Annotated in this window: 21 protein-coding genes; 7 read left to right on the top strand and 14 right to left on the bottom strand. The window is 70.2% G+C overall.

Features of this window, described 5'->3' with window-relative positions; genetic code table 11:
* Positions 1-12 precede the first annotated feature (12 nt).
* Positions 13-498, bottom strand: a complete 486-nt coding sequence (locus FHW73_RS14215) for an Lrp/AsnC family transcriptional regulator (RefSeq protein ID WP_183427415.1) — start codon at positions 496-498, stop codon at positions 13-15.
* A gap of 561 nt (positions 499-1,059) precedes the next feature.
* Here FHW73_RS14215 and FHW73_RS14210 point away from each other — a divergent pair.
* The gene (locus tag FHW73_RS14210) at positions 1,060-2,136 is read left to right on the top strand and encodes an AraC family transcriptional regulator (RefSeq protein ID WP_183427414.1); all 1,077 of its coding nucleotides are present in this window, start codon (positions 1,060-1,062) and stop codon (positions 2,134-2,136) included.
* A 54-nt stretch (positions 2,137-2,190) separates the two neighbouring features.
* The gene (locus FHW73_RS14205) at positions 2,191-3,516 is read left to right on the top strand and encodes a hypothetical protein (RefSeq protein ID WP_183427413.1); all 1,326 of its coding nucleotides are present in this window, start codon (positions 2,191-2,193) and stop codon (positions 3,514-3,516) included.
* Between the two features lie 95 nt (positions 3,517-3,611).
* On the opposite strand, the gene FHW73_RS14200 is transcribed toward FHW73_RS14205, so the two are convergent.
* The 3 genes from FHW73_RS14200 to argE form a co-directional block, all read right to left on the bottom strand.
* The gene (locus FHW73_RS14200) at positions 3,612-5,768 is read right to left on the bottom strand and encodes a TonB-dependent siderophore receptor (protein WP_183427412.1); all 2,157 of its coding nucleotides are present in this window, start codon (positions 5,766-5,768) and stop codon (positions 3,612-3,614) included.
* Positions 5,769-5,880: 112 nt separating this feature from the next.
* A complete protein-coding gene (locus FHW73_RS14195; protein ID WP_183427411.1) occupies positions 5,881-7,188 on the bottom strand; it encodes an MFS transporter in 1,308 nt (435 codons plus the stop codon).
* Positions 7,185-8,357: an acetylornithine deacetylase gene (argE, locus tag FHW73_RS14190; protein ID WP_221187574.1), complete on the bottom strand. Its 1,173-nt coding sequence runs from the start codon at positions 8,355-8,357 to the stop codon at positions 7,185-7,187. Before argE ends, FHW73_RS14195 begins: the two co-directional genes overlap by 4 nt.
* Positions 8,358-8,603: 246 nt before the next feature.
* Here argE and FHW73_RS14185 point away from each other — a divergent pair, with 246 nt between their 5' ends.
* From FHW73_RS14185 to FHW73_RS14165, 5 genes are all read left to right on the top strand, one after another.
* Positions 8,604-9,533 (top strand): alpha/beta hydrolase-fold protein, encoded by a 930-nt coding sequence (locus tag FHW73_RS14185; RefSeq protein WP_183427410.1) that lies wholly within the window; start codon positions 8,604-8,606, stop codon positions 9,531-9,533.
* 193 nt (positions 9,534-9,726) lie between these two features.
* The gene (locus FHW73_RS14180; protein ID WP_183427409.1) at positions 9,727-11,199 is read left to right on the top strand and encodes an amino acid permease; all 1,473 of its coding nucleotides are present in this window, start codon (positions 9,727-9,729) and stop codon (positions 11,197-11,199) included.
* Between the two features lie 24 nt (positions 11,200-11,223).
* The gene (locus FHW73_RS14175) at positions 11,224-12,663 is read left to right on the top strand and encodes an amidase family protein (protein ID WP_183427408.1); all 1,440 of its coding nucleotides are present in this window, start codon (positions 11,224-11,226) and stop codon (positions 12,661-12,663) included.
* 35 nt (positions 12,664-12,698) lie between these two features.
* Positions 12,699-14,306 carry an alpha/beta hydrolase fold domain-containing protein gene (locus tag FHW73_RS14170; protein ID WP_183427407.1) on the top strand — a complete coding sequence of 536 codons (1,608 nt, stop codon included), beginning with the start codon at positions 12,699-12,701 and terminating at the stop codon, positions 14,304-14,306.
* An 87-nt stretch (positions 14,307-14,393) separates the two neighbouring features.
* Positions 14,394-15,791 carry an amino acid permease gene (locus FHW73_RS14165; protein ID WP_183427406.1) on the top strand — a complete coding sequence of 466 codons (1,398 nt, stop codon included), beginning with the start codon at positions 14,394-14,396 and terminating at the stop codon, positions 15,789-15,791.
* Between the two features lie 60 nt (positions 15,792-15,851).
* Here FHW73_RS14165 and FHW73_RS14160 read toward each other — a convergent pair whose 3' ends face one another.
* The 10 genes from FHW73_RS14160 to raiA all read right to left on the bottom strand — a co-directional run bounded on the left by FHW73_RS14160 (position 15,852) and on the right by raiA (position 24,300).
* Positions 15,852-16,682 (bottom strand): prolyl oligopeptidase family serine peptidase, encoded by an 831-nt coding sequence (locus tag FHW73_RS14160; RefSeq protein ID WP_183427405.1) that lies wholly within the window; start codon positions 16,680-16,682, stop codon positions 15,852-15,854.
* A gap of 24 nt (positions 16,683-16,706) precedes the next feature.
* Positions 16,707-17,345 carry a DUF1294 domain-containing protein gene (locus FHW73_RS14155; protein ID WP_183427404.1) on the bottom strand — a complete coding sequence of 213 codons (639 nt, stop codon included), beginning with the start codon at positions 17,343-17,345 and terminating at the stop codon, positions 16,707-16,709.
* Between the two features lie 12 nt (positions 17,346-17,357).
* Entirely contained in the window at positions 17,358-18,719 is a 1,362-nt protein-coding gene (mgtE, locus tag FHW73_RS14150; protein WP_183427403.1) for a magnesium transporter, read from the bottom strand.
* A gap of 168 nt (positions 18,720-18,887) precedes the next feature.
* Positions 18,888-20,621, bottom strand: a complete 1,734-nt coding sequence (gene ptsP / locus FHW73_RS14145) for a phosphoenolpyruvate--protein phosphotransferase (RefSeq protein WP_183427402.1) — start codon at positions 20,619-20,621, stop codon at positions 18,888-18,890.
* Positions 20,622-20,679: 58 nt separating this feature from the next.
* Positions 20,680-20,949, bottom strand: a complete 270-nt coding sequence (locus FHW73_RS14140) for an HPr family phosphocarrier protein (RefSeq protein WP_183427401.1) — start codon at positions 20,947-20,949, stop codon at positions 20,680-20,682.
* A 42-nt stretch (positions 20,950-20,991) separates the two neighbouring features.
* Entirely contained in the window at positions 20,992-21,384 is a 393-nt protein-coding gene (locus tag FHW73_RS14135; protein WP_183427400.1) for a PTS fructose IIA subunit family protein, read from the bottom strand.
* Between the two features lie 110 nt (positions 21,385-21,494).
* Positions 21,495-22,364, bottom strand: coding sequence for an RNase adapter RapZ (gene rapZ / locus FHW73_RS14130; RefSeq protein ID WP_183427399.1), 870 nt, complete (start codon positions 22,362-22,364; stop codon positions 21,495-21,497).
* Positions 22,361-23,320, bottom strand: a complete 960-nt coding sequence (gene hprK / locus FHW73_RS14125) for an HPr(Ser) kinase/phosphatase (protein WP_183427398.1) — start codon at positions 23,318-23,320, stop codon at positions 22,361-22,363. The genes rapZ and hprK overlap by 4 nt, the downstream gene beginning before the upstream one ends.
* Complete coding sequence (locus FHW73_RS14120) at positions 23,317-23,790, bottom strand: PTS sugar transporter subunit IIA (protein ID WP_183427397.1); 474 nt, start codon at positions 23,788-23,790, stop codon at positions 23,317-23,319. The genes hprK and FHW73_RS14120 overlap by 4 nt, the downstream gene beginning before the upstream one ends.
* A gap of 183 nt (positions 23,791-23,973) precedes the next feature.
* The gene (raiA, locus tag FHW73_RS14115) at positions 23,974-24,300 is read right to left on the bottom strand and encodes a ribosome-associated translation inhibitor RaiA (protein ID WP_183427396.1); all 327 of its coding nucleotides are present in this window, start codon (positions 24,298-24,300) and stop codon (positions 23,974-23,976) included.
* Positions 24,301-24,307: the final 7 nt, after the last annotated feature.

Raw genomic sequence — 24,307 nt, 5'->3', positions numbered from 1 at the left:
GGGTCGCCGGACTCAGCCGGTGGCCGGCGTCAGCGGATAGCCCTTGAAGGCCTTCATCTCCTCCATCAGAAAGCTCGAGACGATCTTCTCCACGCCGAAGTCGCCATCGGTCATGTCGCGCATGATCCGCTTCCAGTCGTGCAGATCGCTGACCACCACCCGCAGCAGGTAGTCGTAATGCCCGCTGATACGGATCGATTCGGCGATTTCCGGGGTGCGCTGGGCCCAGGCGTCGAAGTCCACGAACCGGCCGGCCGAATGCCGCTCGAAGGAGACCTGCGCGATCACGATCGTCGCAGTGCGGATGCGGTCGATCGCGACGTGGGCCCGGTAGCCGGTGATCAGCCCCCGGGCTTCCAGGTCGCGGATCCGGCGCAGGCAGGCGCTGGGCGACAACGCAACCCGGTTGGCCAGGTCGCGATTCTTGGTCTGGGCGTCTTCCTGCAGGACCTGCAGGATCCTCAGGTCGATCCGGTCGAGCGTGTCTTTCGGGGGCATGGCGGGCATCGGACGAAGCGGATGCCACGAGTCTCGCCGCTGCGCCGCAGAACGACAACGGCGTCGGCCGCCCGCTCGCCGGGTCGTGCGTCGCGCGGTCGCCGGGACAACTGCGCGCATTGTCCGTGTCGCGACGCGCTGCGCGCGCGTTTGCAGCGTCCGCGACGCTGCGATGTTGCGCGCAAACCTGGCGTTTGCCTGTCGAAACAACGACATATCCGAAATCGCGTCCGGCGCGCCGGCTCTGGACAGCCGACTCGCGCCGGCTTCTCATGCGGGTATGGACTGAAAGGATGATGGCCAAGAATCGAGGCACCGATGGAAGGTGTTCGCAAGCGTAGTCCCGGGGCGTGGCGGCCAAGATGCCGATCGGGGCGGCGACTTCACCGAAACCGCCCGGGCCACGCCGGCGCCCACGCGCTGCGAGCCGTTCGTCCACGACGGGTCCTGTCGGTTTCACGACCGACCGCGGAGTTTCCGCCGACTGCTGGATGCGGATGGCCTACCGGTTCGACGCGGGCATGACGCCCGGCGCTCGGCCAGGCATGGAGGTGATGACCGATGATCCTCGACGAGCGCACGATCGAAGACATGCTCGGCTGCGCCGGGCAGGCCTCGGACCTGGCGCACTGGCGCAGTGCCGTGGTGCACGAAGGCTGGCGCGAGCCGCTGGCGGCCGGCCATGGCTTCAGGCACCGCTACGATGCCGCCGTGGGCGATGGCGGATGGGTGTTCCACCAACTCAACGATGCGCTGTCGATGGCGATCGTCGATTTCCGCGCCGCGCGTCCGCTCTCGCGGCTGCATCGCCACGACGACCACCTGGTGTTCTGCGCCTGGATCGAAGGGCGCAGCACGATCTGTGCCGGCGACGAGCGTGATGACGATGCGCTGGCGCACGGCTTCTGCACGTTCTACGGCCTGTCCAGCGGCGATGCGGTGCGCACCGTCTACGAACCCGACCGGCCCCTGCGCTGGGTGTCGATCTTCCTGCGCCGCGACCGCGTACGCGATGTCCTGGGCGTGGACGCGGCTGCGCTGCCGGCCCTGTTTCGTGACTACATCCTGCATCGGACGCCGACCGGGCTACGCCACGTGCCGCTGGGCAGCGCCGCCAGCGTCGCCGCGCACCAGGCCTTCGAGTGCGCCGAGCAGGGCGAGCTGCGGCGGCTCTATCTCATTGCCAAGGCGATCGAGATCATCTGTGCGGTGATCCGTGCGCATGCCAGTGGCCACGCCGATGGCGGTCCGGTGCTGTCGCGGATCGAGGTCGACAAGGTCAAGCTCGCCAGGCAACTGATCGAGCGCAATCTCGACGAGCCGCTGAGCGTATCGGAACTCGCGGCGGCGGTCGGCATGACGGTCAAGAAGCTGCAGGCCGGGTTCCAGGGGCTGTTCCGGGGCAGTGTGGGGCAGGTCTACAAGCAGGTGCGGCTGTCGAAGGCACTGACCCTGGTCAGCAAGAGCGACATGCCCATGATCGACATCGCGATCGAATGCGGTTACGAGTGCCCGGGCAGCTTCACGCGTGCGTTCAAACTGGCATTCGGGACCTGTCCGACCCTGGTGCGCGCGTCGGCGGCCCGGGGTGCGACTGCTTCGCCGTCATGCGAGGGCGTGGCGGGACGGGTGAACTAGCGGATGTCGCGCCTTACGAACGCGCGATCGATCGGAGACAGCACGATGCGGCACTTGTTGACACCCCTCGCGGTCGCGACGCTGCTCGCGACCGCCACGAGCACCGCCACCGCCGCGGGCCTGCCGTCTCCGGACGGCGGATACGCCGTCGGCACGATGCAGACGCAGTTCGTGGATCGCACGCGAACGCTCGATACGGGCGATACCGAGAGTGGCCCCCGGTTGCTGCCGGCGGTGGTCTGGTATCCGGCGCACGCGGTCGCGGCGCGTGCCGCCGTTGCGCCGACGTACCTCGACGGCGCAGCGCTGGCCACGACCTTGCCGGCCATCGCCCGCAACTTCGGTTATGCCCAGGACGATCTGCGCGCATTGGCCACCGTCCGCGTGGACGTGCATCCCGGGGCGCCGCCGGCGCACAGCCCGGCGGGATTCCCGCTGGTGGTGTTCAGTCACGGCTTCTTCCTGTATCCCTCGCAGAACACCGCGCTTGCGATGCACCTGGCCAGTCACGGCTACATCGTCGTCTCGATCGCGCACCCGGGCGATGCCGCCGACATCGGCCTGGATGACGGTCGCGTCGTCCAGACCCGCCTCGGCGTCGAGGGCGACGATCCGCGGCTGGCGAAGACGTTGCAGGTGCTGGCGGGCGGCGCGGACCGGCAACAGCTGCGCGAGGCGCTTCCGATCTACGCCGACGCATTGCCCGCGACGCGGATCGGACGGTCCTTCGCCGACTGGCGCGACGACACCCTGGCGGTGGCACAGCACCTGCGCGACGGACGGTCCCCCGAGGCGCTGCACGACGTGTTGGCCGGTGCAGATCTCGGGCGTCTGGCCTTTGTCGGGATGTCGTTCGGCGGCGCCACCGCGGCCACGAGCTGCCGGCTGGTGGCCGTCTGCCGCGCGGCGGTCAACCTCGACGGCCAGAACTTCGACCCGGCGCTCTACGACGGCCCGGTCGATCGCCCGCTGCTGCTGATGCTCAGCGACTGGACACGCTATGGTCTGCTCGCGGGCCAGTCGCGCGATACCGACTTCAGCCCGAACGATCTGGCCTATGCACGATGGCGCGATGCCGCGCGCGACAGCGATGTCGTCCGCGTCCGCCTGCAGGGGGCGCGCCACCTCGGATTCACCGATCTCGTCGCCCTGCTCGATGGCCCCGAGCGCGAGGCGCGCGTCGGCGAACTGGACGGCGACGCGGCGCTGTCGGCGATCGGCGACCTGGTCCTCACCTTCCTCGACGCGCATGTGCGCGATGGCGAGATCGCGGAGGTCGATCGCGCGATCGGACGCCATCCGGCCCTGGTGCGGCATGTGCCCACGCGGCTGCGGTCCTGGACGACGCCGGTGCGCGCGGCCACGCCCGATCCGCCGTGAGCAGCGGGTCACGCGCTGCCGCCTGCGGCATGCCCGGATGCGGGCCAGGCGTCACAGGTGGATGACGCGCGCCGGTCCGCCCGGCGCGCCCAGCCTCAGAAGCGCCAGTCCAGGCTGATCGCGTACTCGCGCGGCGCGCCGTAGTAGCTGACCGAGTACAGACTCTGGATGTACTTCTTATCGCCGATGTTGTTGACGTTGGCGCGCAGCGTCAGGTCGGGGGCGATGTCCCAGGCGGCGAAGGCGTTGAACAGCGTGTAGCCGCCCTGTCGCACCGGTGCACTGGTCACGTAGCTTTCGAAGTTGGAGATGCGGCTCTGCCAGCGGCCGCCCACGCCGACCGAGAATGCCGGATTGCCGGGCAAGCGCGTGCTCAGCAGCAGGTTCGCGGTGCGACGCGGCACCCAGCGGTAGGTGTCACGGCCATCCTCGCCGTCCATCGACAGTTGGGTGTAGCCGAGCAACAGGTCGCTGTGTTCGCCGATCCGGCCCGAGGCCTCGAACTCGAAGCCTTGCGAGTCGATGTCCACCGGCCGCGAGTAGCCGTAGGCGTAGCCGTCCATGAACCGCGTGCCGACGTAGGTGGCCAGGCCCGCCTGCTTGGCGCTGAACCAGGCCAGCGTGGTCAGCAATCGGCGATCCAGCCATTCGGCCTTGACCCCGAGTTCGTAGTTCGTGCCCTTGCTCGGGTCGAAGTACTGGCGCTCGTAGTCGACCTCGTCCTGCGGCTGGAAGATGTACGAGTAGTTGGCGTAACCGGTCACGCGGTCGTTGAAGTCGAAGGTGATGCCGGCATACGGCGCGAGGTTGCGGTCGGTGTTGTCCGAGGCGCCGCCGGCGTTGTCGGTCGTATCGCGCTGGTACTGCGCCCAGTTGAAACCCAGGACGCTCTTGAAGCGGTCGGTGAACGCGATGCGGGTCGCGCCGAACACACGGGTCATGCGCTGGTTCAACGTGGTGTAGACCCGACGCTCGCCCCAGCTGGGCTCGCCGATCGCGTTGCCGGGGTAGGGGAAGCCGGGCAGTGCGCCGAACGCCGGGCCTGTGGTGTCGGTCGGGTGGTACCAGTCTGTCCCGCGGCTTCTGGCCGCACTCATGCCGAGCATGGCTTCCTGCTCGCGGCCGAATAGGGTGAACCGCCCGTTGAGCGTCAGATCGCCCAGGTGCGCCTTGGTCTGGTACGGGCTCTTGTAGGCCCAGCCGTACAGCCCGGTGCCGGTCGCCGGATCGATGCCGAACAGCGAGTAGGCCATGAACAACTGCGCGTCGTGCTCGTAGAGCCGGTAGTTGTAGGAGACCTTCGCCTGCCAGTTGGCGCCCAACTGATGGGTGTAGTCGACGAACCCGGCCTGGGTGGTCGAGTTCCAGTAGGTCCAGTCCTGCGTGGTCGAGGCGCTGCGGTCCCATTCGAGCTGGCGGCCCTGGGTATCGATGAAGCTCAGCGCGCCCCACATGTTGCCGCTGGTGTCGGCCTGCTGCCAGGCGTAGCCGACGGCCAGCGTGCCGTTCTCGCCGACCTGGCCGTCGACGACGCCGTAGAGGTAGCTGCGGTCGCTTTCGAAGTCGCGCAAGTAGGAATCGCTGTCCTCGCGCGCGGCGACGATCCGCCCGGCCCACGTTCCCTCCTCGGTGAGCGGTGTCGAGTAGTCGGCTTCGAACCGGCGGCGGCCGTGCGAACCGAAGGTGACGCCGAGTTGCCCGCGGGTGTCATTGGTGGGCCGCTTGCGCACGTAGTTGATCGTGCCCGAGGCATTGCCCACGCCGGTCAGCAGACCATTGGCGCCGCGGATCACCTCCAGCTTCTCGAAGCCGAAGGCATCCATCGCATTGGTGACCACGCCCCAGCCGTTCGGCAGGCCGACGCCGTCGATCTGGGTGTTCTTGATCTCGAAACCGCGCGCGAGGTACTGCGTCTGGTTGGTCGAGACCTTCTCCACCTGGATCCCGGTGGCCAGGCGCAAGGCATCGTCGAGGCTGTCGGCACCGAACTGCTGCATCTGGGTCTGATCCACGACGCTGATCGACTGCGGGGTTTCCTTGATGTCCAGGTCGAGGTTGGTGGCGCCGTTGCTGACACGGCTGGCGCGCTGGCCCACGACCAGCACCGCATCCAGTTCGCGCGCCTGCGGGCTCGTTGCGGTGGCTTGCAGCGGCGTGCCGGTGTCGTCGGCGGTCTGTGCGAAAACCGGTGTCGCCAGCAGCGCGAGCGCGAGCGCGCTCGGCATCGCGGCGCGGGTGGATGCGTTCTTCATGTCGACCTGTCCCCTTTCAGGATGTCGTGCGTCGGCGGCGTATCCGCGTCCTGTCACGATCGTGTGATAACGCAGGCACTGCCCGGTCCGCTTGGCAGGTCAGCACAGGCGCTTAGCCATTCGATGCCGACGCGGCGGCTTCGCTCGCGGCGATGTCGGCGCGCAGGTGCCGGGCCGACATCACGAAGCCGAACACCGACACGGCCGAGCCCGTGGTCGCGGCCAGCATCGCGTAGCGCAGCGAGTCCTCGCCCAGCGCCGGTCGCCACAGATCGCTGGCCAGACCGACGAACTGCGGCCCCAGGCCGAGGCCGACGACGTTGTCGATCAGGATCAGGGTCGCCACCGCGGTGGCGCGGCTGCGCAGCGGCACCAGCCGCTGGACGACCGCGATCGTCGGACCGATGAAGGCGGCGGTCAGCGACAGCGGCACGATCGCCGCAGCCAGTGCGATGCCGGTGTCCCGGGCTAGAAAGCAGATCGGCGCCAGCGGCAACGGCGCCAGTGCGGCCAGTGCCGGGATGTAGGCGTACCAGCGCTGGTCGCGGCGTCCCAGGCGGTCGGCGAAGTACCCGGCCGTGTACGTTGCCAGCCCGCCGCACACGCCCATGATCAGCGCCATGACGATGCCGATGTCGCGTGTCGACATGCCGTGGCTGCGATCGAGAAACAGCGGAAAGAAGCTGCCCAGCGCGTAGGCGGTGAAACACGTCGACGACGCGCCGAGCGCGGTGTAGCGGAACGCGCGACTGCGCCAGAGTTGCACCATCACCGTGGCGAAACCCGGTGCGTCCCGTTGCTCGGCGCGCGCCGGATCGTGCGCGCCGCGCTTGGGATCGCGGACGGTCGCCAGCAGCACCAGGGTCAGTGCGAGCCCAGGCAGGCCGGCTGCGATGAAGGCGACGCGCCAGCCCCAGGCGTGGGCGATCGCGCCGCCGGCAGCGAAGGCGACCAGCACGCCGAGGTTGGCGCCGGTGGCGTACACCGCCTGGGCGCGGGCGCGCCGCTCCGGCGGATACAGGTCGGTGATCATCGTCTGCGAGGCGGGGCCGGTGCCGGCTTCGCCCACGCCGGTCAGGACCCGCGCCACCGCCAGCTGCCAGAACTGCGCGACCAGGCCGCAGGCAATGGTCATCGCCGAGAACAGGGCCAGCGACGCGGCGATCAGCCGACGTCGATTGACGCGGTCGGCGAGCAGCGCCAGCGGCAGGCCCATCGTGGCGTAGAACAACGCGAACGTCGGTCCCACCAGCAGACCCAACACGGTGTCCGACAGGTCGAACTCCGCTTTGACCTGCGGCAGCAGGATCGACAGGATCTGGCGATCGATGAAGTTGACCAGATAGATGGCGGTCAGTACGCCGAGGACCCAGCCGCGACTGCCGACGATCCGTTGCGGCGACGCGGGCAGGGCGTTCATTCGCACAGTGCCTCGACCAGGCGATCCATGAATGCTTCCGCTGCGGCGAGCTGGTCGATCGCGATGTACTCGTCGGGCTGGTGGGCCTGTGCGATCCAGCCCGGCCCGCAGATCACCGTGGGCAGACCCGCGCGCTCGAACAGACCCGCCTCGGCGACATAGGACGCGGCCTGGCGCGTGTCGCTGCCGGCCAGGCGGGCGATCAGTGCCTGCGCCGGCGCGTCGAGTGCGCCGGTCAGCGGCGGCACGTCGGACAGCACCTCGGTGGCGATGCCGCAGTCCTCGAAGCGGGCGTGGATATCGGCCCCCAACCGCTGGGCCAGGACGTCGACCTCGTCGAAGACCCGGCGTGCTTCGTCCGGCGTGCCGGCGCGGATGTCCCACACGAACGTGCATCGCCGGGCCAGGATGTTGGGCGCGGTACCGCCTTCGACCAGGCCGATCGTGACCGTCGCATGCGCGGGCTCGAAGCCGGTGCAGGTCGCCGGCGCAGTGGCCAGCCGCTCGGCGATCGCCACGATCCGGGCCATCAACTGCGCGGCCACCATGGTCGCGCTCACGCCCAGATGGGTCTGGCTCGAATGCGCTTCGTGGCCGAGCACGGTGGTCCGCAGTCCCATGATGCCCTTGTGGCGGTCGACCACCTGCATGCCGGTCGGCTCGCCGACGACGACCAGGCGCGGTCTGGGCACGTTGGCCATCAACGCCTCGATCAGCGCGGGCGCGCCGAGCAGACCGACCTCCTCGTCGTAGGACAGCGCGAAATGGACCGGACGTGTCAGCCGCGCGCCGAGCATGGCCGGCACGCGCGACAGGCCGGCGGCGATGAACCCCTTCATGTCCGCAGCCCCACGCCCGTGCAGGCGCCCGTCGCGTTCGGTCAGCGTCCACGGATCGCTGCGCCAGGTCTGACCGTCGACCGGCACCACGTCGGTGTGTCCGGACAGCACGACGCCGCCCGGTACGTCGGGTCCGATCGAGAACAGCAGGTTGGCCTTGCCGCCGCCGGCTGCAGGGATCCGCGTCGAGCGCACGCCCAGCGTCTCCAGCCAGCGCTCGATCGATTCGACCAGGGCGAGGTTGGAGTTGCGCGAGGTCGTGTCGAAGGCGACCAGATGGGCAAGCCAGTCGCGTGCGCTGGCGGGGAAGGCGGGAAGCGGAATGGTCAAGGCCTGGCCTGCGGCGGGAGCGAGCCCTGAGCCTAGCCGCGCGCTGGCGCTAGGGACATGCCGATTGTGTCCGCGGCTTATCCGAAACAGCCCGGCACGGTTCGGGCGTCTTGCCATCGCACGACGGGGCTGCATCAATGGTCCAGCTCGCCAGCGTGCGAGGCGAGCGTTCTGGCTCGAGGGCGGCGCAGTGCGTCGATCGGCTACCGCCGGCGGTGGGTACGGATCAGCAGACAGGAGCGCGACATGGCGAAGATGTGTGGACTGCGTTGGCGCTACGGTGCGGCACTGCGAGGCGCGATGGTCGTCGTGGCGTTGTGCCTGTGTGGCCTGCAAGCCTGGGCCCGGCCGGCAGCCAGTGATGCGGTGGGGCCGAAGGTGACGGGCTACACAATGCCGGCGACCGAGGTCTGGGATCTCGCCGCCGACAGCGGCGAGGTGTACCGGATCTTCGTGTCCTATCCCGCCGGCAAGGAAGACGAGGCGCCCGAGGACGGCTACCCGGTGTTGTACGTGCTCGATGGCAACGCTTACTTCGGCTCGTTCGCACAGGCGCGCTGGGTGCAGGATGATCTGCCGGTCGGCAAGTCGATCGTGGTCGGCGTCGGCTATCCCGGCGACGCGGCCTGGGACGTGCGCCGGCTCAAGGACTTCACCGCGCCGTTGCTCGATCCGCCGCCGCGGCAATGGCGCGCGCTGGCGCAGTACGAAAGCGGCGCGCGCCGGCAGTTCCTGGACTTTCTGACTGGCAAACTGCGCGAGGAGATCGCCCGTCGCCATCGGGTCGATCCCGATCGCCAGTCCCTGTTCGGCCACTCGCTGGGCGGGCTGTTCGCGCTCTACGCGTTCTACGAACGACCCGGTGCGTTCCACTCGATCGTCGCCGCCAGCCCGTCGATGGAATGGAACGCGCAGGGCATCCTCGAGGACGAGCGCGCGTTCACCGCGCGTCTGGCGAGCGGCGCGATTGCCGGCACCAGCCGCCTGATGGTCGTGGTCGGCGATCGCGACACCGATGACGACCCGGAGCCGGCCCGGGCGCTCGTCGATCGGTTGGACCGATTGTCCGGCCAGGGCCTGCGCGTCCGCCTGCATCGCTACCCGGACGAAGTGCATGTCAGCGTGCCGGCCCGTGCGGTGACCGACGTCCTGCGGTTCGCGTTCGAGATCCGCTGACACGCCGCGTCATCGGTCGGGTCGCGGGAGCGCATGGCGCAAACGCGGCCTGTTCGGCCAAGTCGGAGAGCGGGATGGCGAAGCGCCGGCTCCGCGTTGCGCACAGCATCGACGGCATGACCGCTCGCCGACGTCCCTCCCGCCGCGCCCGCACGCCATCGCCCGTGATCGCGCACCGCGTCGGTGACCGCCAGTGACCGCGCCGGTCCGGCCGGATGCCGCGCCCGGGCTGCAGCCGCGGCTCGGCTGGGGCGCGCTGCTGGTGCTGGGCGTGGCCCAGATCCTGGGCGCCGGCGTGTACGTATTGATCGGCACTGCGGCGTCGCTGTACGCCGGACCGGCGGTGACGGTGTCGTTCCTGATCGCGGGTCTGGCCTGCCTGCTGGTCGGCCTGTGCTATGCCGAACTGGCGTCCAGCGTGCCCGAGTCCGGATCGGCCTATAGCTACTGCAAGTCCACGATGGGCATCGGGCCGGCCTGGGCCTTGGGCTGGTTGCTGTTTCTGGAGTTCAGCGTGGCAGCGTCGTTGCTGGCCGTGGGGTTCTCCGGCTATCTGGCCAGTCTGCTGGTCGATCTGCGCATCGCGCTGCCGGCGGCGGTGTCCACGCCGGCGATCGTGCTGCAGCCCACCGGCGAGGGCGGATCGTTGGCGGTCAGCGGACACCTGAACCTGGTGGCCGCCGGCGCAGCGCTGGCCGCCGGTGCGGTCGTCGCGCTGGGCGTCAGTCGCTCGTCGCTGGCCAACGCCGTGCTCGTCGCGGTGAAGGTGCTGGTGCTGGTCGGTTTCATCGTCGCCGGCGCGACGGCGGTCGATCCGGCCAACTGGTCGCCGTTTCTGCCGCCCAACGAGGGGGGCTTCACCTACGGCTGGGAGGGCGTGGCGCGGGCCGCGGCGCTGCTGTTCTTCGCGTTCCTGGGCTTTGAGACCGTCTCCACGGCCGCAGCCGAAACCCGCAATCCGCAGCGCGATGTGCCGATCGGCATCCTCGGTTCGCTGGCGATCTGCGCCACGCTGTACGTGGCCGCGGCGATCGTGTTGACCGGACTGGTGCCGTTCCGCGACCTCGATGTGCCCGATCCGATCGCGCTCGCGGTCGACCGCATCGGCTGGCCGCAGTTCGCGGTGGTGATCAAGATCGGCGCGCTCGCCGGATTGGCATCCGTCCTGCTGGCCAATGCCTTCGGGCATTCGCGCGTCTGCTACGCGATGGCGCGCGACGGCTTGCTGCCCGACCTGTTCGCCCGCCTGCATCCCACCCGCAACAGCCCGTGGATCGCCAATCTGCTGCTCGCGACGCTGGCCGCGGTCAACGCCGCGCTGCTGCCGATCTCGGTGATGGCCGACCTGATCTCCTTCGGTGTCGCCTTCATGTTCGCGATCGTGGCGATCGCGCTGATCCGCATGCGCAGCCTGCCAACCGGGCGGCCCGGGCGCTTCCGGGTGCCGCTGGGCGGCGTGCGCATCGGCGGCATCTGGTTCGGCGTGGTGCCGGTCGCGGCGATCGTGCTGAGCTTCGCGATGACGCTGCCGGTGGCGTTGGACATCGCGCAGCAGGCCCGCGACGGCGACCTGCTGCCGATCGCCCTGCTGGGCGGCTACGCCGTGCTCGGCGCCTTGCTCTACCGCTTCTACGGCCGCGATCGCGCGTTGCGGCGCGCTGCCTGACTTCCCTCGACACGACTTGCCTGCATGCCTCATCACGACACGCTGACCCGGTCCGATGCGTTCCGCATCGGACGCCTGGATGCCCACGACCAGGCCGCGCTGGTGCGGTCCGGCCAACTCGATGCCGCCGGCCTGATCGACGCGGCGATCCTGCGCATCGAGGCGCTCGATCCTGCGTTGCAGGCCTTGAGTCATCGCGCGTTCGAGCCGGCCCGGCGTGAGGCGGCCGAACTGGACCGCGCGCACGCGCGCGCGCCGATGGCCGGTGTGCCGTGGCTGCCGAAGGATTCGCTGGACTATCCGGGCATGCCGACGCGTTCGGGGTCGCGCAGTCGCAGCGGCACGCTGGTCGCGCACGGGCATCCGTATGTGCAGCGTCTGGTCGCGCAGGGCCTGGTTGCCGTCGGCAAGTCGGCGATGCCGGAGTTCGGCCTGCTCGCGTCGACCGAGCCGCTGCTCGGTCCGGTGACCCGCAACCCCTGGTCGCTGGCGCATTCGCCCGGCGGCTCGAGCGGCGGTGCGGCGGCCGCGGTCGCCGCCGGCCTGGTGCCGGTCGCGCACGGCAGCGACGGCGGCGGCTCGATCCGGTTGCCGTCCTCGTGCTGCGGCGTCGTCGGCCTCAAGCCCGGCCGCGACAGCACCGTGCGTGTACGCGACCGCCATCTGGTCGAAGACCTGCTGGTGGCCGACGGCCTGCATGCGCGCAGCGTCCGCGATGTCGCCTGGGGCTTCGCGACGACCCATCCGCAGGCCGGGCGTCCGATGGTCCGTGCACCGTCGGCGCGCCGCCTGCGTATCGGCGTGATCGAGCAGGGCCTGCGCGGCGCGGCGCCGCACCCGGAGGTGCGCGACGCGGTCGCGCGCACGGCCTCGCTGTGCGAGGCGCTGGGGCATCGGGTCGAGCGCGTGCGCTGGCCGATCGACGGCGACGCCTTCCTGACGGCCTTCGAGAATCTGTGGTCGCACCTGGCCGCCGACGCCGTCGATGCAGCCACTGCGCTGATCGGCGGACGCCGTCTGGAGGATGCGCTGGAGCCGTGGACGCTGGCGCTGGGCGCGCGCGCCCGTGCACTGCCCACGCGCGCGCTCGAAGACGTGTACGCACAGATCGCCGGGTTGCCGCGCCAGCTGTCGGCCTTCTACGCGACCCACGATGTCGTGCTGACGCCGGTGGTCAGTGCGCCGCCGCCGACGATCGGCACATTCGCACCCGAGGTGCCGATGGATGCCCTGATGCCGACGATGTTCGCGTGGATCGACTACACGCCGCTGCAGAACATGGCGGGTACGCCGGCGATCTCGCTGCCGCTGGGCATGTCTGCCGACGGGCTGCCGATCGGGGCGATGTTCGCCGCCGATCGCGGCCAGGAGGATGTGCTGCTCGCACTGGCCTACGAACTCGAAGCCGCAGCGCCGTGGGCCGACCGCTGGCCCGCGCATTCTGTGGCTGCACCGGCCGCCTGACCGTCCTTCGCTGATTTCCCCCCGACCAGGTTCGCATGTCCATGTCTTCCCCGTTTCAAGCCCGCTGCGCGCGCGATGTCGCCGACCTCGTCGCCGAGCAACCGTTCGCCTGGATCGTGTCCGGCGCCGCCGGCGCGCTGGCCACCACGCCGCTGCCCGTCCAGCTCGAATGCGATGCCGATGGCACGCCGCTGCGCCTGCTCGGGCATTTCGCCCGCCGCAACCCGCAATGGCGTGCGTTCGTCGAGGATCCGCGCGCTACCGTGCTGCTGCTGGGGCCGCATGGTTATGTCTCGCCGTCGTGGTTCGCCGATCGCACGCGCGCGCCGACCTGGAACTATGCCGCGGCGGTGTTCCAGGTCGAGATCGAACTGCGCGACACGCCGGAGGACGCGGACGCGCTGTTGCGGCATCTCACCGACGATCTGGAGCGCGACCGTCCCGGGGCCTGGGGCGTGGAGGAAGTGGGACCGCGTTATGACAGTCTGCGCGGGGCCGTCGTCGGCTTCCATGCGCACGTGCGCGCCACCCACGCCACCTTCAAGCTGGGCCAGGACGAGCGCGACGATGTGTTCGACGACATCCTGCGCGGCCTGTGGGACACGCGTCAGCATGACCTGGCGGCGTGGATGCGGCGCTTCGACGACGGCCGCGGTGCCGATGCGATCGCCGCGATCGAACCGCGTGCGCGGCCGATCGATCCGGAGATCGCCGGTTTCATCGACAGCGTGATCGCCGAGGGCCGGCGGCTGGTGGCCGGACGCGACCTGGGCTGGCCCGCGCGGCGCGAGATCGTCGAACAGGTCCGGCGTCCCTGGCGGGAGGGCGGCCCGGTCATGGGCCGCACCGAGGAGGTGACCGCACCGACCCGCCACGGCCCGGTGCGCCTGCGTATCCACGATCCCGCGCCGGGCACGTCCAAGCCGACGCTGGGGTTCCTGCATGGCGGCGGCTGGGCGATGTTCAGCCTCGACACCCACGACCGGGTGATGCGCGAACTGGCAGCGCGCGCTGGTGTCACGGTCGTCGGCATCGACTACGCGCTGTCGCCCGAGGTGCATTATCCGGTCGCGCTCGAACAGGTCGTCGATGTCGTGCGCTGGCTCCAGGACCACGGCGCCGCGCATGGGCTGGATGCATCGCGGCTCGCGCTGGGCGGGGATTCGGCCGGCGGCAACCTCACTACCGGCGCGTTGCTGGCGTTGCGCGATCTGGGCGAGGGCGGGCGCGTGGCCGCGGCGCTGAACTACTACGCCGGCTACACGCCCGACTGCTCGCCGCATTCGCGCCGCCGCTACGGCACCGCCGAGGACATGCTGACCGCCGCCGAGGTGGACACGTTCTGGAACCACTACATTTCCCGGCCTGGCGACCGCAATGCGCCTTATGCGCACGGCCTGCTCGCCGAGGTGGAGGGGCTGCCGCCGTTCTTCATCGGCGTGGGCGAGTGCGACGTGCTCGCCGAGCAGAACCTGACGATGGCCGGCAAGCTGCTGGCCGCTGGCGTCGGCGTCGAGGTCAAGCTCTACAAGGGCGCCCCGCACAGCTTCATCGAGGCAGTGTCGGTCTCGGCCATCGCCCGGCAGGCGCTGGAGGACGGTGCCACATTCCTGCGCAGGCGCTTCGACCTCGATCGCGACTGACCGCTGCGGGTCGCGCGTCCGGGGCCGGCGCCGAACGCGCGGCCGCGATCCTGTATCGTGCCTCGCTTTCGAACCAGACCGGCCCCGATGCAGCCCACCCGCACGCCCCGTCCACAGGCCGGCCGCCCGGTCGCCACCGCCGCGCACGCGCTCAAGCCCCGCCAGTTGGTGATGATGGGCCTGGGCAGCGCGATCGGCGCCGGTCTGTTCCTGGGCTCGGGCGTCGGCATCCAGGTCGCCGGTCCGGCGGTGCTGCTGTCCTATCTGATCGCCGGCGCGCTGGTGATCGTGGTCATGCACGCGCTCGGCGAGATGGCCGCGGCCAAGCCGGCCAGTGGTGCGTTCTCGGTCTACGCCGAGGACGCGATGGGCGCGACCGCCGGCGCCACCGTCGGCTGGCTGTGGTGGCTGCAGGTGGTCATCGTCATCGCCGCCGAGGCGGTCGGCGCCGCCGGCCTGCTGGCCACCTTGTGGCCCGGCGTCTCGGTACCCGGGTTGGCGCTGACGTTCATGGCCGCGTTCACCGCGATCAACCTGCTGGGTGTGCGCCACTTCGGCGAGTTCGAGTTCTGGTTCGCGATCCTCAAGGTGGTCGCGATCCTGGCGTTCATCGCGGTCGGCGTCGCGCTGCTGCTGGGCTGGCTGCCGGACGTGGCATCGCCGGGGCTGGCGCATTTCCATGCCGATGGTGGCTTCGCACCGAACGGACTGATGGGCATCGGCGCGGCGCTGCTGGTGGTGGTGTTCGCGTTCGGGGGCACCGAGATCGTCGCCATCGCCGCCGCCGAGACCGACGATCCGGCGCGCAGCCTCGCGCGCGCGATCCGCACCGTCGCCTGGCGCATCCTGGTGTTCTATCTGGGCTCGATCGCGGTGATCGTGGCCGTCGTGCCCTGGAACAGCCCGGCGCTGGCCTCACCGTTCGCGGCGGTGCTGCAGGTGGCGCGCATTCCCGGCGCGGCGGCCGCGATCACCCTGGTCGCGGTGATCGCGTTGCTGTCGGCGCTCAACGCCAACCTCTACGGCGCGTCGCGGATGATCTGGTCGCTGGCCCGGCGCGGGGAAGCGCCGGCGGTGCTTGGTCGCAGCGACCGTCGCCAGGTGCCGGTCGCCGCGGTGCTGGCCAGTGTCGCCTTCGGTTTCCTCGCGGCGGGCCTGGAGCTGCTGTTCCCGCAGCGGGTGTTGCCGGTGCTGCTCAACATCGTCGGCGCGACCTGCCTGCTGGTGTGGACGATCGCGCTGGTCTCGCAGCTGATCCTGCGCCGCCGCGCCGACCGAGTCGGCGCGGCGCTGCCGTACCGGATGCGCGGATTCCCGGTGCCGACCCTGGCCGCGCTGGCGATCCTGGGGCTGATCTTCGTGCTGTTGATCGTCTCCCCCGACACCCGCGCGCAGTTCCTGTCGATGGTGCTGCTGGTCGCAGTGATCGCCGCGCTCGGTGCGCTGGCGCGGCGGCTGCGGACGGGCGCGCGCGCCGCGCCTTAGTCGCGCGTCGCGCGTGGCCGACGATGCCCCGGTCCGTGCTCTGCTCGGGCGACGCGTCGCTCAGCGCCGCTGCGCGAACAGCCAATCCCACAGCGCCTGCGTGGCGTAGGCCGCGTCCCAGCTATTGTGGTTGGCGTCGGGGAACTCGGTGTAACGCACGTCGGCGCCGGCGCGCTGCAGCGCGGCGTACATCCGGCGCGACTGGTCCGGTGGCACGACATCGTCGCGGGCGCCGTGGAACAGCCAGCTCGGGATGTCGCGCAGCCGTTGCGCGGCGGCGTCGAACGGATCGGGCGTATCGCGGGTCGATTCGACCTGCAGGCTGTTGAGATCGGGGCGTGTGCCGGGCGGGGTGATGCCGCCGCAGACCGGCACCAGCGCGGCGAAGCGTTCGGGCGCACGCAAGGCCAGCGACCAGGTGCCGTAGCCGCCGCGGGACATGCCGGTCAGCGAGGTGCGCCCCGGGTCGCCGTCGAACTCGGCGGTCGCGGCATCGAGCGTGGCCAGGGCCATCGTCGCCACATCGCCTTCCCATGACGTGCCCTCGGGCGATTGCGGGAATACCACCAGGGCCGGGAAATCGGCCGCGTGCGCGCGCACGTACGGCCCCAGGCCGGCGTGGGTCTGCTTGTCGCCGTCGCTGCCGCGTTCGCCCGAACCGTGCAGGAACAGCACCACCGGCAGCGGCCGGGGCAGGGCTGCCGTCGGCACGAAGACCTGGTAGGCGTAGCGGTGTCCACCCACCTCGACCGTACGGCGCACGAAGCGGCCCGGTGCCTGCGCGGACGGCGACGAGCGACAGCCGGCGAGCCAGGCTGCGCCGCCGGCACCAGCGAGTGCGAGACCGCGCAGCACGCGGCGGCGGGACGTGGAATCGGGGGGCAGGGACATCGGAGGCTCCAGGACGGGGCGCGCTCAGAGGGCGGGCCGCAGGACGAGGGCGAGGGCGATCGCATGCAGCGCGATCATCGCCACGAAGACATGACGGTAGGCGCGCTTGACGCTCTTGTGCCGCAGCAGGCGTTGCGCGAGCCAGGCAGCCGGCCAGCCGCCGAGCAGTTCGAACAGGTGCAACTGGGCTTCGGGCGTGCGTCGGCGTCCGGCCTGCGCGGCGCGCTTGTCGACCGCATACATCCCGAACGTGACCAGGTTGAGAACCGCCAGCCCTGGGACGAGCATGGCAGGCAGGCGGCCGGTGTCGATGCCCCAGGCCAGCGCCGCGGCCCACAGCGCGATCGTCAGCAGCATCGCCAGCGCGCCGACCGGGCCGCGCGCGCGCGGCCTTGGGGCCGGTGGCGCCTGGCGCAATCGGCGCTCGCGTGTGGCGGCCAGCGACACGCGCACCACCCGATGGGCGCGCCAACGTCCATCGGCCTGGCGTTCGGGCGTGTAGCGCACGATCTCGCCGATTTCCGGCCGACGTCCGCCCTGGTCGTAATCGCGGATATGGAAGAACGCGCGGGGCCCGTCCGCAGGATCGAGAGGCTCGACGAACCCGTAGCCGCGGCCATCGTCCCAGCTGGTGATCTTTCCCGGTTGCGAGGTCGGCGGCATCGGTGGGCCTCTTCAGCGCAGCATGATCGCAGTGGCCAGACCGAGGAAGCTGAAGAAGCCCATGATGTCGGTCACCGCGGTGACGACGACCGTGCCGGCGACCGCGGGGTCGACACGCATGCGCTTGAGCAGCAACGGCAGCAGCACGCCGGCGGTTGCGGCCGAACAGAAGTTGATGACCAGGGCTGCGAAGATCACCAGCGACAGCACCCAGTCGTGGAACCAGACCAGCGCGACCAGTGCCACCAGGGTGCCGATCAGCATGCCGTTGATCAGCGCCACGCGCAGTTCCTTCCACATCAGGATGCGTGCGTTGCTGGCGCCGACCTGGCCCAGTGCCAGGCCGCGCACCATCAGTGTGAGCACCTGCACCGCGGCATTGCCGCCGATGCCGGCGACGATCGGCATCAGCACTGCCAGCGCGACCACCTGTTCGATCGTCGCCTCGAAGCGACCGATCACGAAGGCGGCCATGAACGCGGTCAGCAGGTTGATGCCCAGCCACACGACGCGGCCGCGCACCGCGCGCCGGATCGGCGAGAACAGGTCTTCGTCCTCGTCCAGGCCCGCCGCGCCCAGGGCCTGATGTTCGGCCTGTTCGCGAATGATGTCGACGACGTCGTCGACGGTGATCCGGCCCAGCAGCACGTTGCCGTCGTCGACCACCGGCGCGGACACCCAGTCGTTGTCGGAGAACTGGCGTGCGACCTGGTCGGCCGATTCGTCGACGTGGATCGAGTCGAGCTCGTCGTCGATCAGCCGGTTGATCGGGGTGCCGGGATCGCGGGTCACCAGATCCTGCAGCGCGACCCAGCCGATCAGCTGGTGGCGACGGTTGACCACGTACAGATGGTCGGTGTGATCGGGCAGTTCGCCGCGCAGGCGCAGGAAGCGCAGCACCACGTCGACCGTGGTGTCGGCGCGCACCGTCACCACGTCGGGGTTCATCAATCGGCCGGCGGTGTCCTCGGGATAGGAGAGCACCTGCTCCAGGCGTTCGCGGTTCTCCCGGTCCATCGAGCGCAGCAGCGTGTCGATGACCGCATCGGGCAGGTCCTCGACCAGGTCGGCGAGGTCGTCGATATCGAGATCCTCGACCGCCGCGACCAGCTCATCGGGGTCCATGTCCGCGATCAGGCTTTCGCGGACCTCGTCGCCGACGTGGACCAGCACCTCGCCGTCGTCATCGGCATCGACCAGCCCCCAGACCACGATGCGCTTGTCGTGCGGCAAGGACTCGAGCAGGTTGCCGATCTCGGCCGGCGCCAGCGTGTTGACCATGCGCCGCACCGGCCCCAGCCGCCCGCTGTCGAGGGCGTCGGAAAGCAGGCGCAGCTGGCGCGCGGTCTTGTCGTGGCGGACGGCTTCGGCCATGGAATGGCTCCGTTGCGCGTCGCGACGGACGCGGCGCGACTGGGTCAGATGTGCATCGGCGCATTATCCGCGCTGTGTTGCGGAATAGGAACGGTCGAACGGCAGGAAGACGCGGCCGCCATCACACCACGGTCAGTCCGGCCTGGTGCGGGCCGGCGGCGATCGGAGTCAGGCGGCCCCGCGCGCCGGCTGCGCAGTGTCGAGCCAGCGTTCGATCGCCGCGCGATCGCGTGCGCGCAGCAACGCCGGCGTCCGCGATCGCAGGGCGCCCAGGTCGATGCCGCGGATCGCGCGGCGCACTTCCAGCAGCGGCGATGGGTGCAGGCTCAGTTCCTCGATGCCCAGCGCCAGCAGCAGTGGGGTGAAGCGTGCGTCGCCGGCGATCTCCCCGCAGACCGAGGCCGAGATGCCGCGCGCGCGCGCCACGCGCACGATGCCGTGCAGCAGGCGGATCACCGCCGGATGCAGCGGCGAGTACAGGTCGCCGAGGGCGTCGTTGTTGCGGTCGGCCGCCAGCAGGTACTGCACCAGGTCGTTGGTGCCGATCGACAGGAAGTCGAGCTCACGCACGAAGGTGGGCAGCGCGATCGCCGCCGACGGCACCTCGATCATCGCCCCCAACGCGATCCGCTCGGCGGTCTCATGCCCCTCGCTGTGCAGATCGCGCTGGACCCGGTCGAGCAACCGGCGCACCGCGACGATCTCCTCGCGGCCACTGACCATCGGCACCAGCACCCGCACCGGGCCGTAGCCCGAGGCCCGTGCGATCGCCCGCAACTGGGTCTCCAGCAAGCCGTTGCGCGCCATCGACAGTCGGACGCCGCGCAGACCCAGTGCGGGGTTGGGCTCGTGGCGCAGGGCCAGGCCGGTGTCGTCGGCCTTGTCGGCACCGATGTCGAGCGTGCGGATCGTCACCGTGCGGCCGGTCATGCCCAGCACCAGATCGCGATAGGCGCGGAACTGTGCGTGCTCGTCGGGGATTTCACGACTCTGCAGGAACAGGAATTCGGTGCGGTAGAGGCCGACGCCGGCCACGCCCAGCGCGTGCGCCTCGGCGACGTCCTCGCGCGATTCGGCATTGGCCCACAGCTTCATGTCGACGCCGTCGAGTGTCTTGCTCGGCTCGCGCCGGAGCCGCCGCAACTGCTTGCGCTCGCGCTTTTCCTCGCGCACCCGCGCGCGATAGGCGCGCAGATCCTCGGCGTTGGGCTCGACGACGATCTCGCCGGTGCCGCCATCGACGACCAACACCGCGCCGTCGTTGATCTGGGCCAGTGCCTGCGGCGCGTTGACGATCAGCGGCAACTGCAGGCTGCGGGCGAGGATCGCCGAATGCGACAGCGTGCTGCCGGTCGAGGTGACGATGGCCAGCACGCCCTGGGCCTGCAGCCGGCCGATCTCCGACGGCGCGATGGCATCGGTGACCAGGATCTCGCCGGCCACGCCTTGCAACTCGGCCTCGTGCGCATGCAGCGCCGCGTGCACCCGCCCGATGACGTGGTCGATGTCCTCGATGCGGCTGCGGAAGTAGGCATCGTCCATGCCTTCGAACACCGCCGCCAGACGGTCGCGCTGCAGCCGCAGCGCGTAGTCGGCGCCGTACAGCCCGGTGCCGACGAGTTCGTCCAGGCCCTGCAGCAGTTCCGGGTCGTCGAGCAGCAGCGTGTGCAGGTCGAGGAATTCGCCCACCTCGTGGGCCAGCGCGCCATGCAACTGGTCGCGCATGGTGCGGATCTCGCCGCGCACCTGGGCGATCGCAGCGTGCAGTCGCGCCAGCTCGGCCGGCGCCTGTGCCGCGCTGATGCGCTCTTCGGCGACTTCCAGTGCATGCGGTTCGCGGACGCGCGCACGCCCCAGCGCGTTGCCGCGCGAGGCGCCGTGCCCGTGCAGCGACTGCCGCATCAGGCGTGCTCGCCCGCCGCCGGACGGCAGGTGGCGCGGGCGGGCGGCGAGGCGTTCATCACCCCTCCTCGTCGAACCGGCGTTCGAACAGCGCGGCGGCCGCGTCCATCGCGGCGGCTTCGTCGTCGCCATCGAGCCGCAGTACCACCCGCGTGCCGTGGCCGGCCGCCAGCAGCATCACCCCCATGATGCTCTTGGCGTTGACCTCGCGGCCCTTGGCGACCAGCGTCGCATTGCAGCGGAAGCCCGACAGCACCTGCACCAGTTTGGCGGTGGCGCGCGCATGCAGGCCGAGCTTGTTGGCGACGAGCAGTTCACGTTCGATCATCGGGGGCGGGGCCTGTCCTGGAAGCGAGAAGATGGCGGTGCGTCAGGCGTCGTCGAGGACGACGCCGTTGCGGGCGCCCGCCGCGGCAGTGGCCGGCAACGCGTCGAGCGCCTGCTCAGGATAATTCATCACCCGCAGCAGCATCGGCAGACTGAGCGCGGAGATGCGCCGGGCCGGGGTGCCGAGCCGCGCGAGCTGGGCGGCGACATTGCTGGGGCTGGCGCCGTAGAGATCGGTGAGGATCAGCACGCCGTCGCCATCGTCCACCGTGCGCATCGCCGCGCTGGCCTTGGGGAGCGACACCTCGAGCGCCTCGTCGAAGGGCACCTCGAACACTGCGGTGCGCAGCGGCAGCTGCGTCAACAGGCGCACGGCCACCGCGTGCATCGCAGTGCCGATGCCTTCGTGGGTCAAGAGGAGTACGCCGACGGCCATGCGTGGACGTTACCAGAGCGAGGGGACCGCCCGGAAGCGTCGCAGTCGCGATGCAGCGTCTCCCGCCGGCAGCGCGCGGAGCCGTACGTCGTGGAGTGAAGGACGGGCGCTCAGTCGAGCTCGCGGTGCCAGGTCGCCACATCCGGCCAGCCGGTCTCGCGGGCGTGGCGCGCGAGCGCCTCGGCCAGGTAGACCGAACGATGCCGGCCGCCGCTGCAACCGAATGCGACGGTGACGTAGCTGCGCGTGGCGCTGCGCATGCGCGGCAGCCAGGTGTCGAGGAACTGCGTGACCTGCGCCACGAACTCGCCGACCTCGGCATGGGCCTCGAACCAGGTCCGCACATCGACATCGCGCCCCGACAGCGGCCGCAGGCGTGGATCCCAGTGCGGATTGGGCAGCGCACGGGCGTCGAACACGAAGTCGGCATCGGGCGGCACGCCGCGCCGGTAGGCAAAGGATTCGAACAACAGCGACAGCGCATCGTTGTCGGCCAGTTGCAGTTCGGTGACCACGCGCCGGCGCAACTGATGGACATTGAGGTCACTGGTGTCGATCACCGTGTCGGCCAGCGCCCGCAACGGTCGCAGCAAGGTGCGCTCCAGCGCGATCGCGTCGGCCAGCGACACGCCGACGCGACTGAGCGGATGGCGGCGGCGGGTGTCGGCGTAGCGGCGCAGCAGGATCTCGTCGCCGGTCTCGAAGAACACCAGGCGCGGGTCCAGCCCCATGCGGCCGACCTCGGCCAGCCAGGTCGGGATCCGCGACAGGTCGGTATGCCGGTTGCGAACGTCGATGCCGACCGCGAGCCGCCGCGGCGGCTCGTCGGCGCGGGTCACGTTGCCGACGAACTCGGCCAGCATGCCGGCCGGCAGGTTATCGACGCAGTAGAAGTCCAGGTCCTCGAGCGTGCGCAGCGCGACCGACTTGCCGGCGCCCGACAGGCCGCTGACCACGTACAGCAGCGGGGCATCGGTCATGGCGCGCCCCGCTCGAGGAACTGCGAATGCCGGGCCAGGAACGCCGCCGCCGGGTCCAGGCCCTTGGTGCGCAGCACATGCGTGCGGGTCGCGGCCTCGGCGAGCACCGCGAGGTTGCGGCCGGGCATGACCGGCAGCGTGATCAGCGGCACGTCCAGGTCGAGCACGCGGCGGATGCCCAGGTCGCCGGTCAAGCGCACCATGCCGTCGCTGTCGCCGGCCAGGGGATCGGCGTTGGGCCGGCTCAGGTGCACGATCAGTCGCAGATACTTGTTCCGCTTGACCGCGGTGTCGCCGAACATCTCGCGGATGTTGAGCACGCCCAGGCCGCGCAGTTCCAGCAGGTCCTGCAGCAGCTCGGGGCAGGTGCCGTCGAGCACGTCCGGTGCGATCTGGGTGAACTCGGGCGCGTCGTCGGCAACCAGGCGGTGGCCGCGGGTGATCAACTCCAGCGCCAGTTCGCTCTTGCCCGATCCCGATTCGCCGGTGATCAGCACGCCGATCGAATAGATCTCCATGAAGACCCCGTGCAGCGTGATCCTGGGCGCGAGCACGCGCGCCAGGTGGTACTGCAACAGGTTCAGCAGCTCGTGGCCGCGGTTGGGCGAGCTCCACAGCGGAGTCTGCGATTCCTCCGCCGCCTCACGCAGATCCTCCGGGCAGGGCTGGTCCTTGCTGATGACCAGCGCCAGCGGACGGTACTGGACGATGCGCTCGATGGTCTCCCAGCGCAGCCGAGAATCCAGTCCGTCGAGCCAGGCCAGCTCCTCGGTGCCCAGGATCTGCACCTTGTTGGGGTAGATGATGTTGAGGTAGCCGGCGAGCGACGGGCGGCGGGCGATCGTCTCCACCGCCTCGAGCGAGCGTTGCGCGCCATGCTGGCCGGCCAGCCAGCGCAGCCCCAGTCGATCGTGCAGCTGCGCGAACAGTTCCTGCGCTTCGATGGTCGCGTTCATGCGTTGGCCGCAGTCGATTGCCCGACATCGTCGAGCAGCAGCGCCTGCAGCGCGTGACGGTCGTGTGCACCGCGCAGCGCGTCGCGGAAGGCGCCATCGGAGAAGCGCTCCACCAAGCCCGACAGGAACTGCAGGTGCTGCTCGACCAGGTGTTCGGGCACGCACATCGCAAAGACCAGGTCGACCGACTCGCCGTCCGCGGCGCCGAAGTCGACCGGCGAGGACAGCCGCAGGAACGCCGCGCGCGGCTCGTGGAACGCGCCGCTGCGTGCATGGGGAATCGCGACGCCGCGTCCGATCCCGGTGCTGCCCAACTGCTCGCGTTCGCGCAGGGCGCGGCCGAGCAGCGGGGTCATGGTGGGCGAATTGCCGGACAGCAGACGCGCAGCCGAATCCAGCACAGCGTCGCGGGAACCAGGCGCGACCAGCATCACGATGCGGTCGGCCGAGAGCAGATCGGAAAGAGGCATGCCGAGCGGGCTCGAGGACGGGGCGTGGGGCCAGCAGTCTAGCCCGATTCGACGCGGGGTCGTCGCAGCGCGCGGTCCGGGTCGCGGCGGGCATGTCGCCTGCGGCCTGGGAAGGGAAGACGGGCGAGGTCTCCGGCCCGTCGGTGCCGGCCGGCCGCGTCGCCGCGGCCGGCCAGGGAACGATCAGCCGAACGTACCGTCGCGGGCGGGGTTCTCACCGCGATGATGGTCGACGATCTTCTTGCGATGCTTGACGACGATCCGATCGAGCTTGTCGGTCAGCAGGTCGATCGCGGCGTACATGTCGACTGCGCTGGCATCGACGTGCTGCGTCTTGCCGGCGATCGTCAGCGTCGCCTCGGCCTTGTGATCGGGCTTCTCCAGGCTGAGCTGGACGCGGACCTCCAGCGGGCCGTCGAAATGCCGGGAGAGCTTCTGCAGCTTGGTCTCCACGTACTCGCGCAGGGCGGGCGTCACTTCGATCTGATGGCCATGGGTCTCGACGTGCATCGGCAAC

It is taken from the genome of Luteimonas sp. RC10, assembly GCF_014192745.1.
GTDB lineage: Bacteria > Pseudomonadota > Gammaproteobacteria > Xanthomonadales > Xanthomonadaceae > Luteimonas.
The sequence above is the reverse complement of the archived record's forward strand: the minus strand, read 5'-3'. Positions and strand labels throughout refer to the sequence as shown.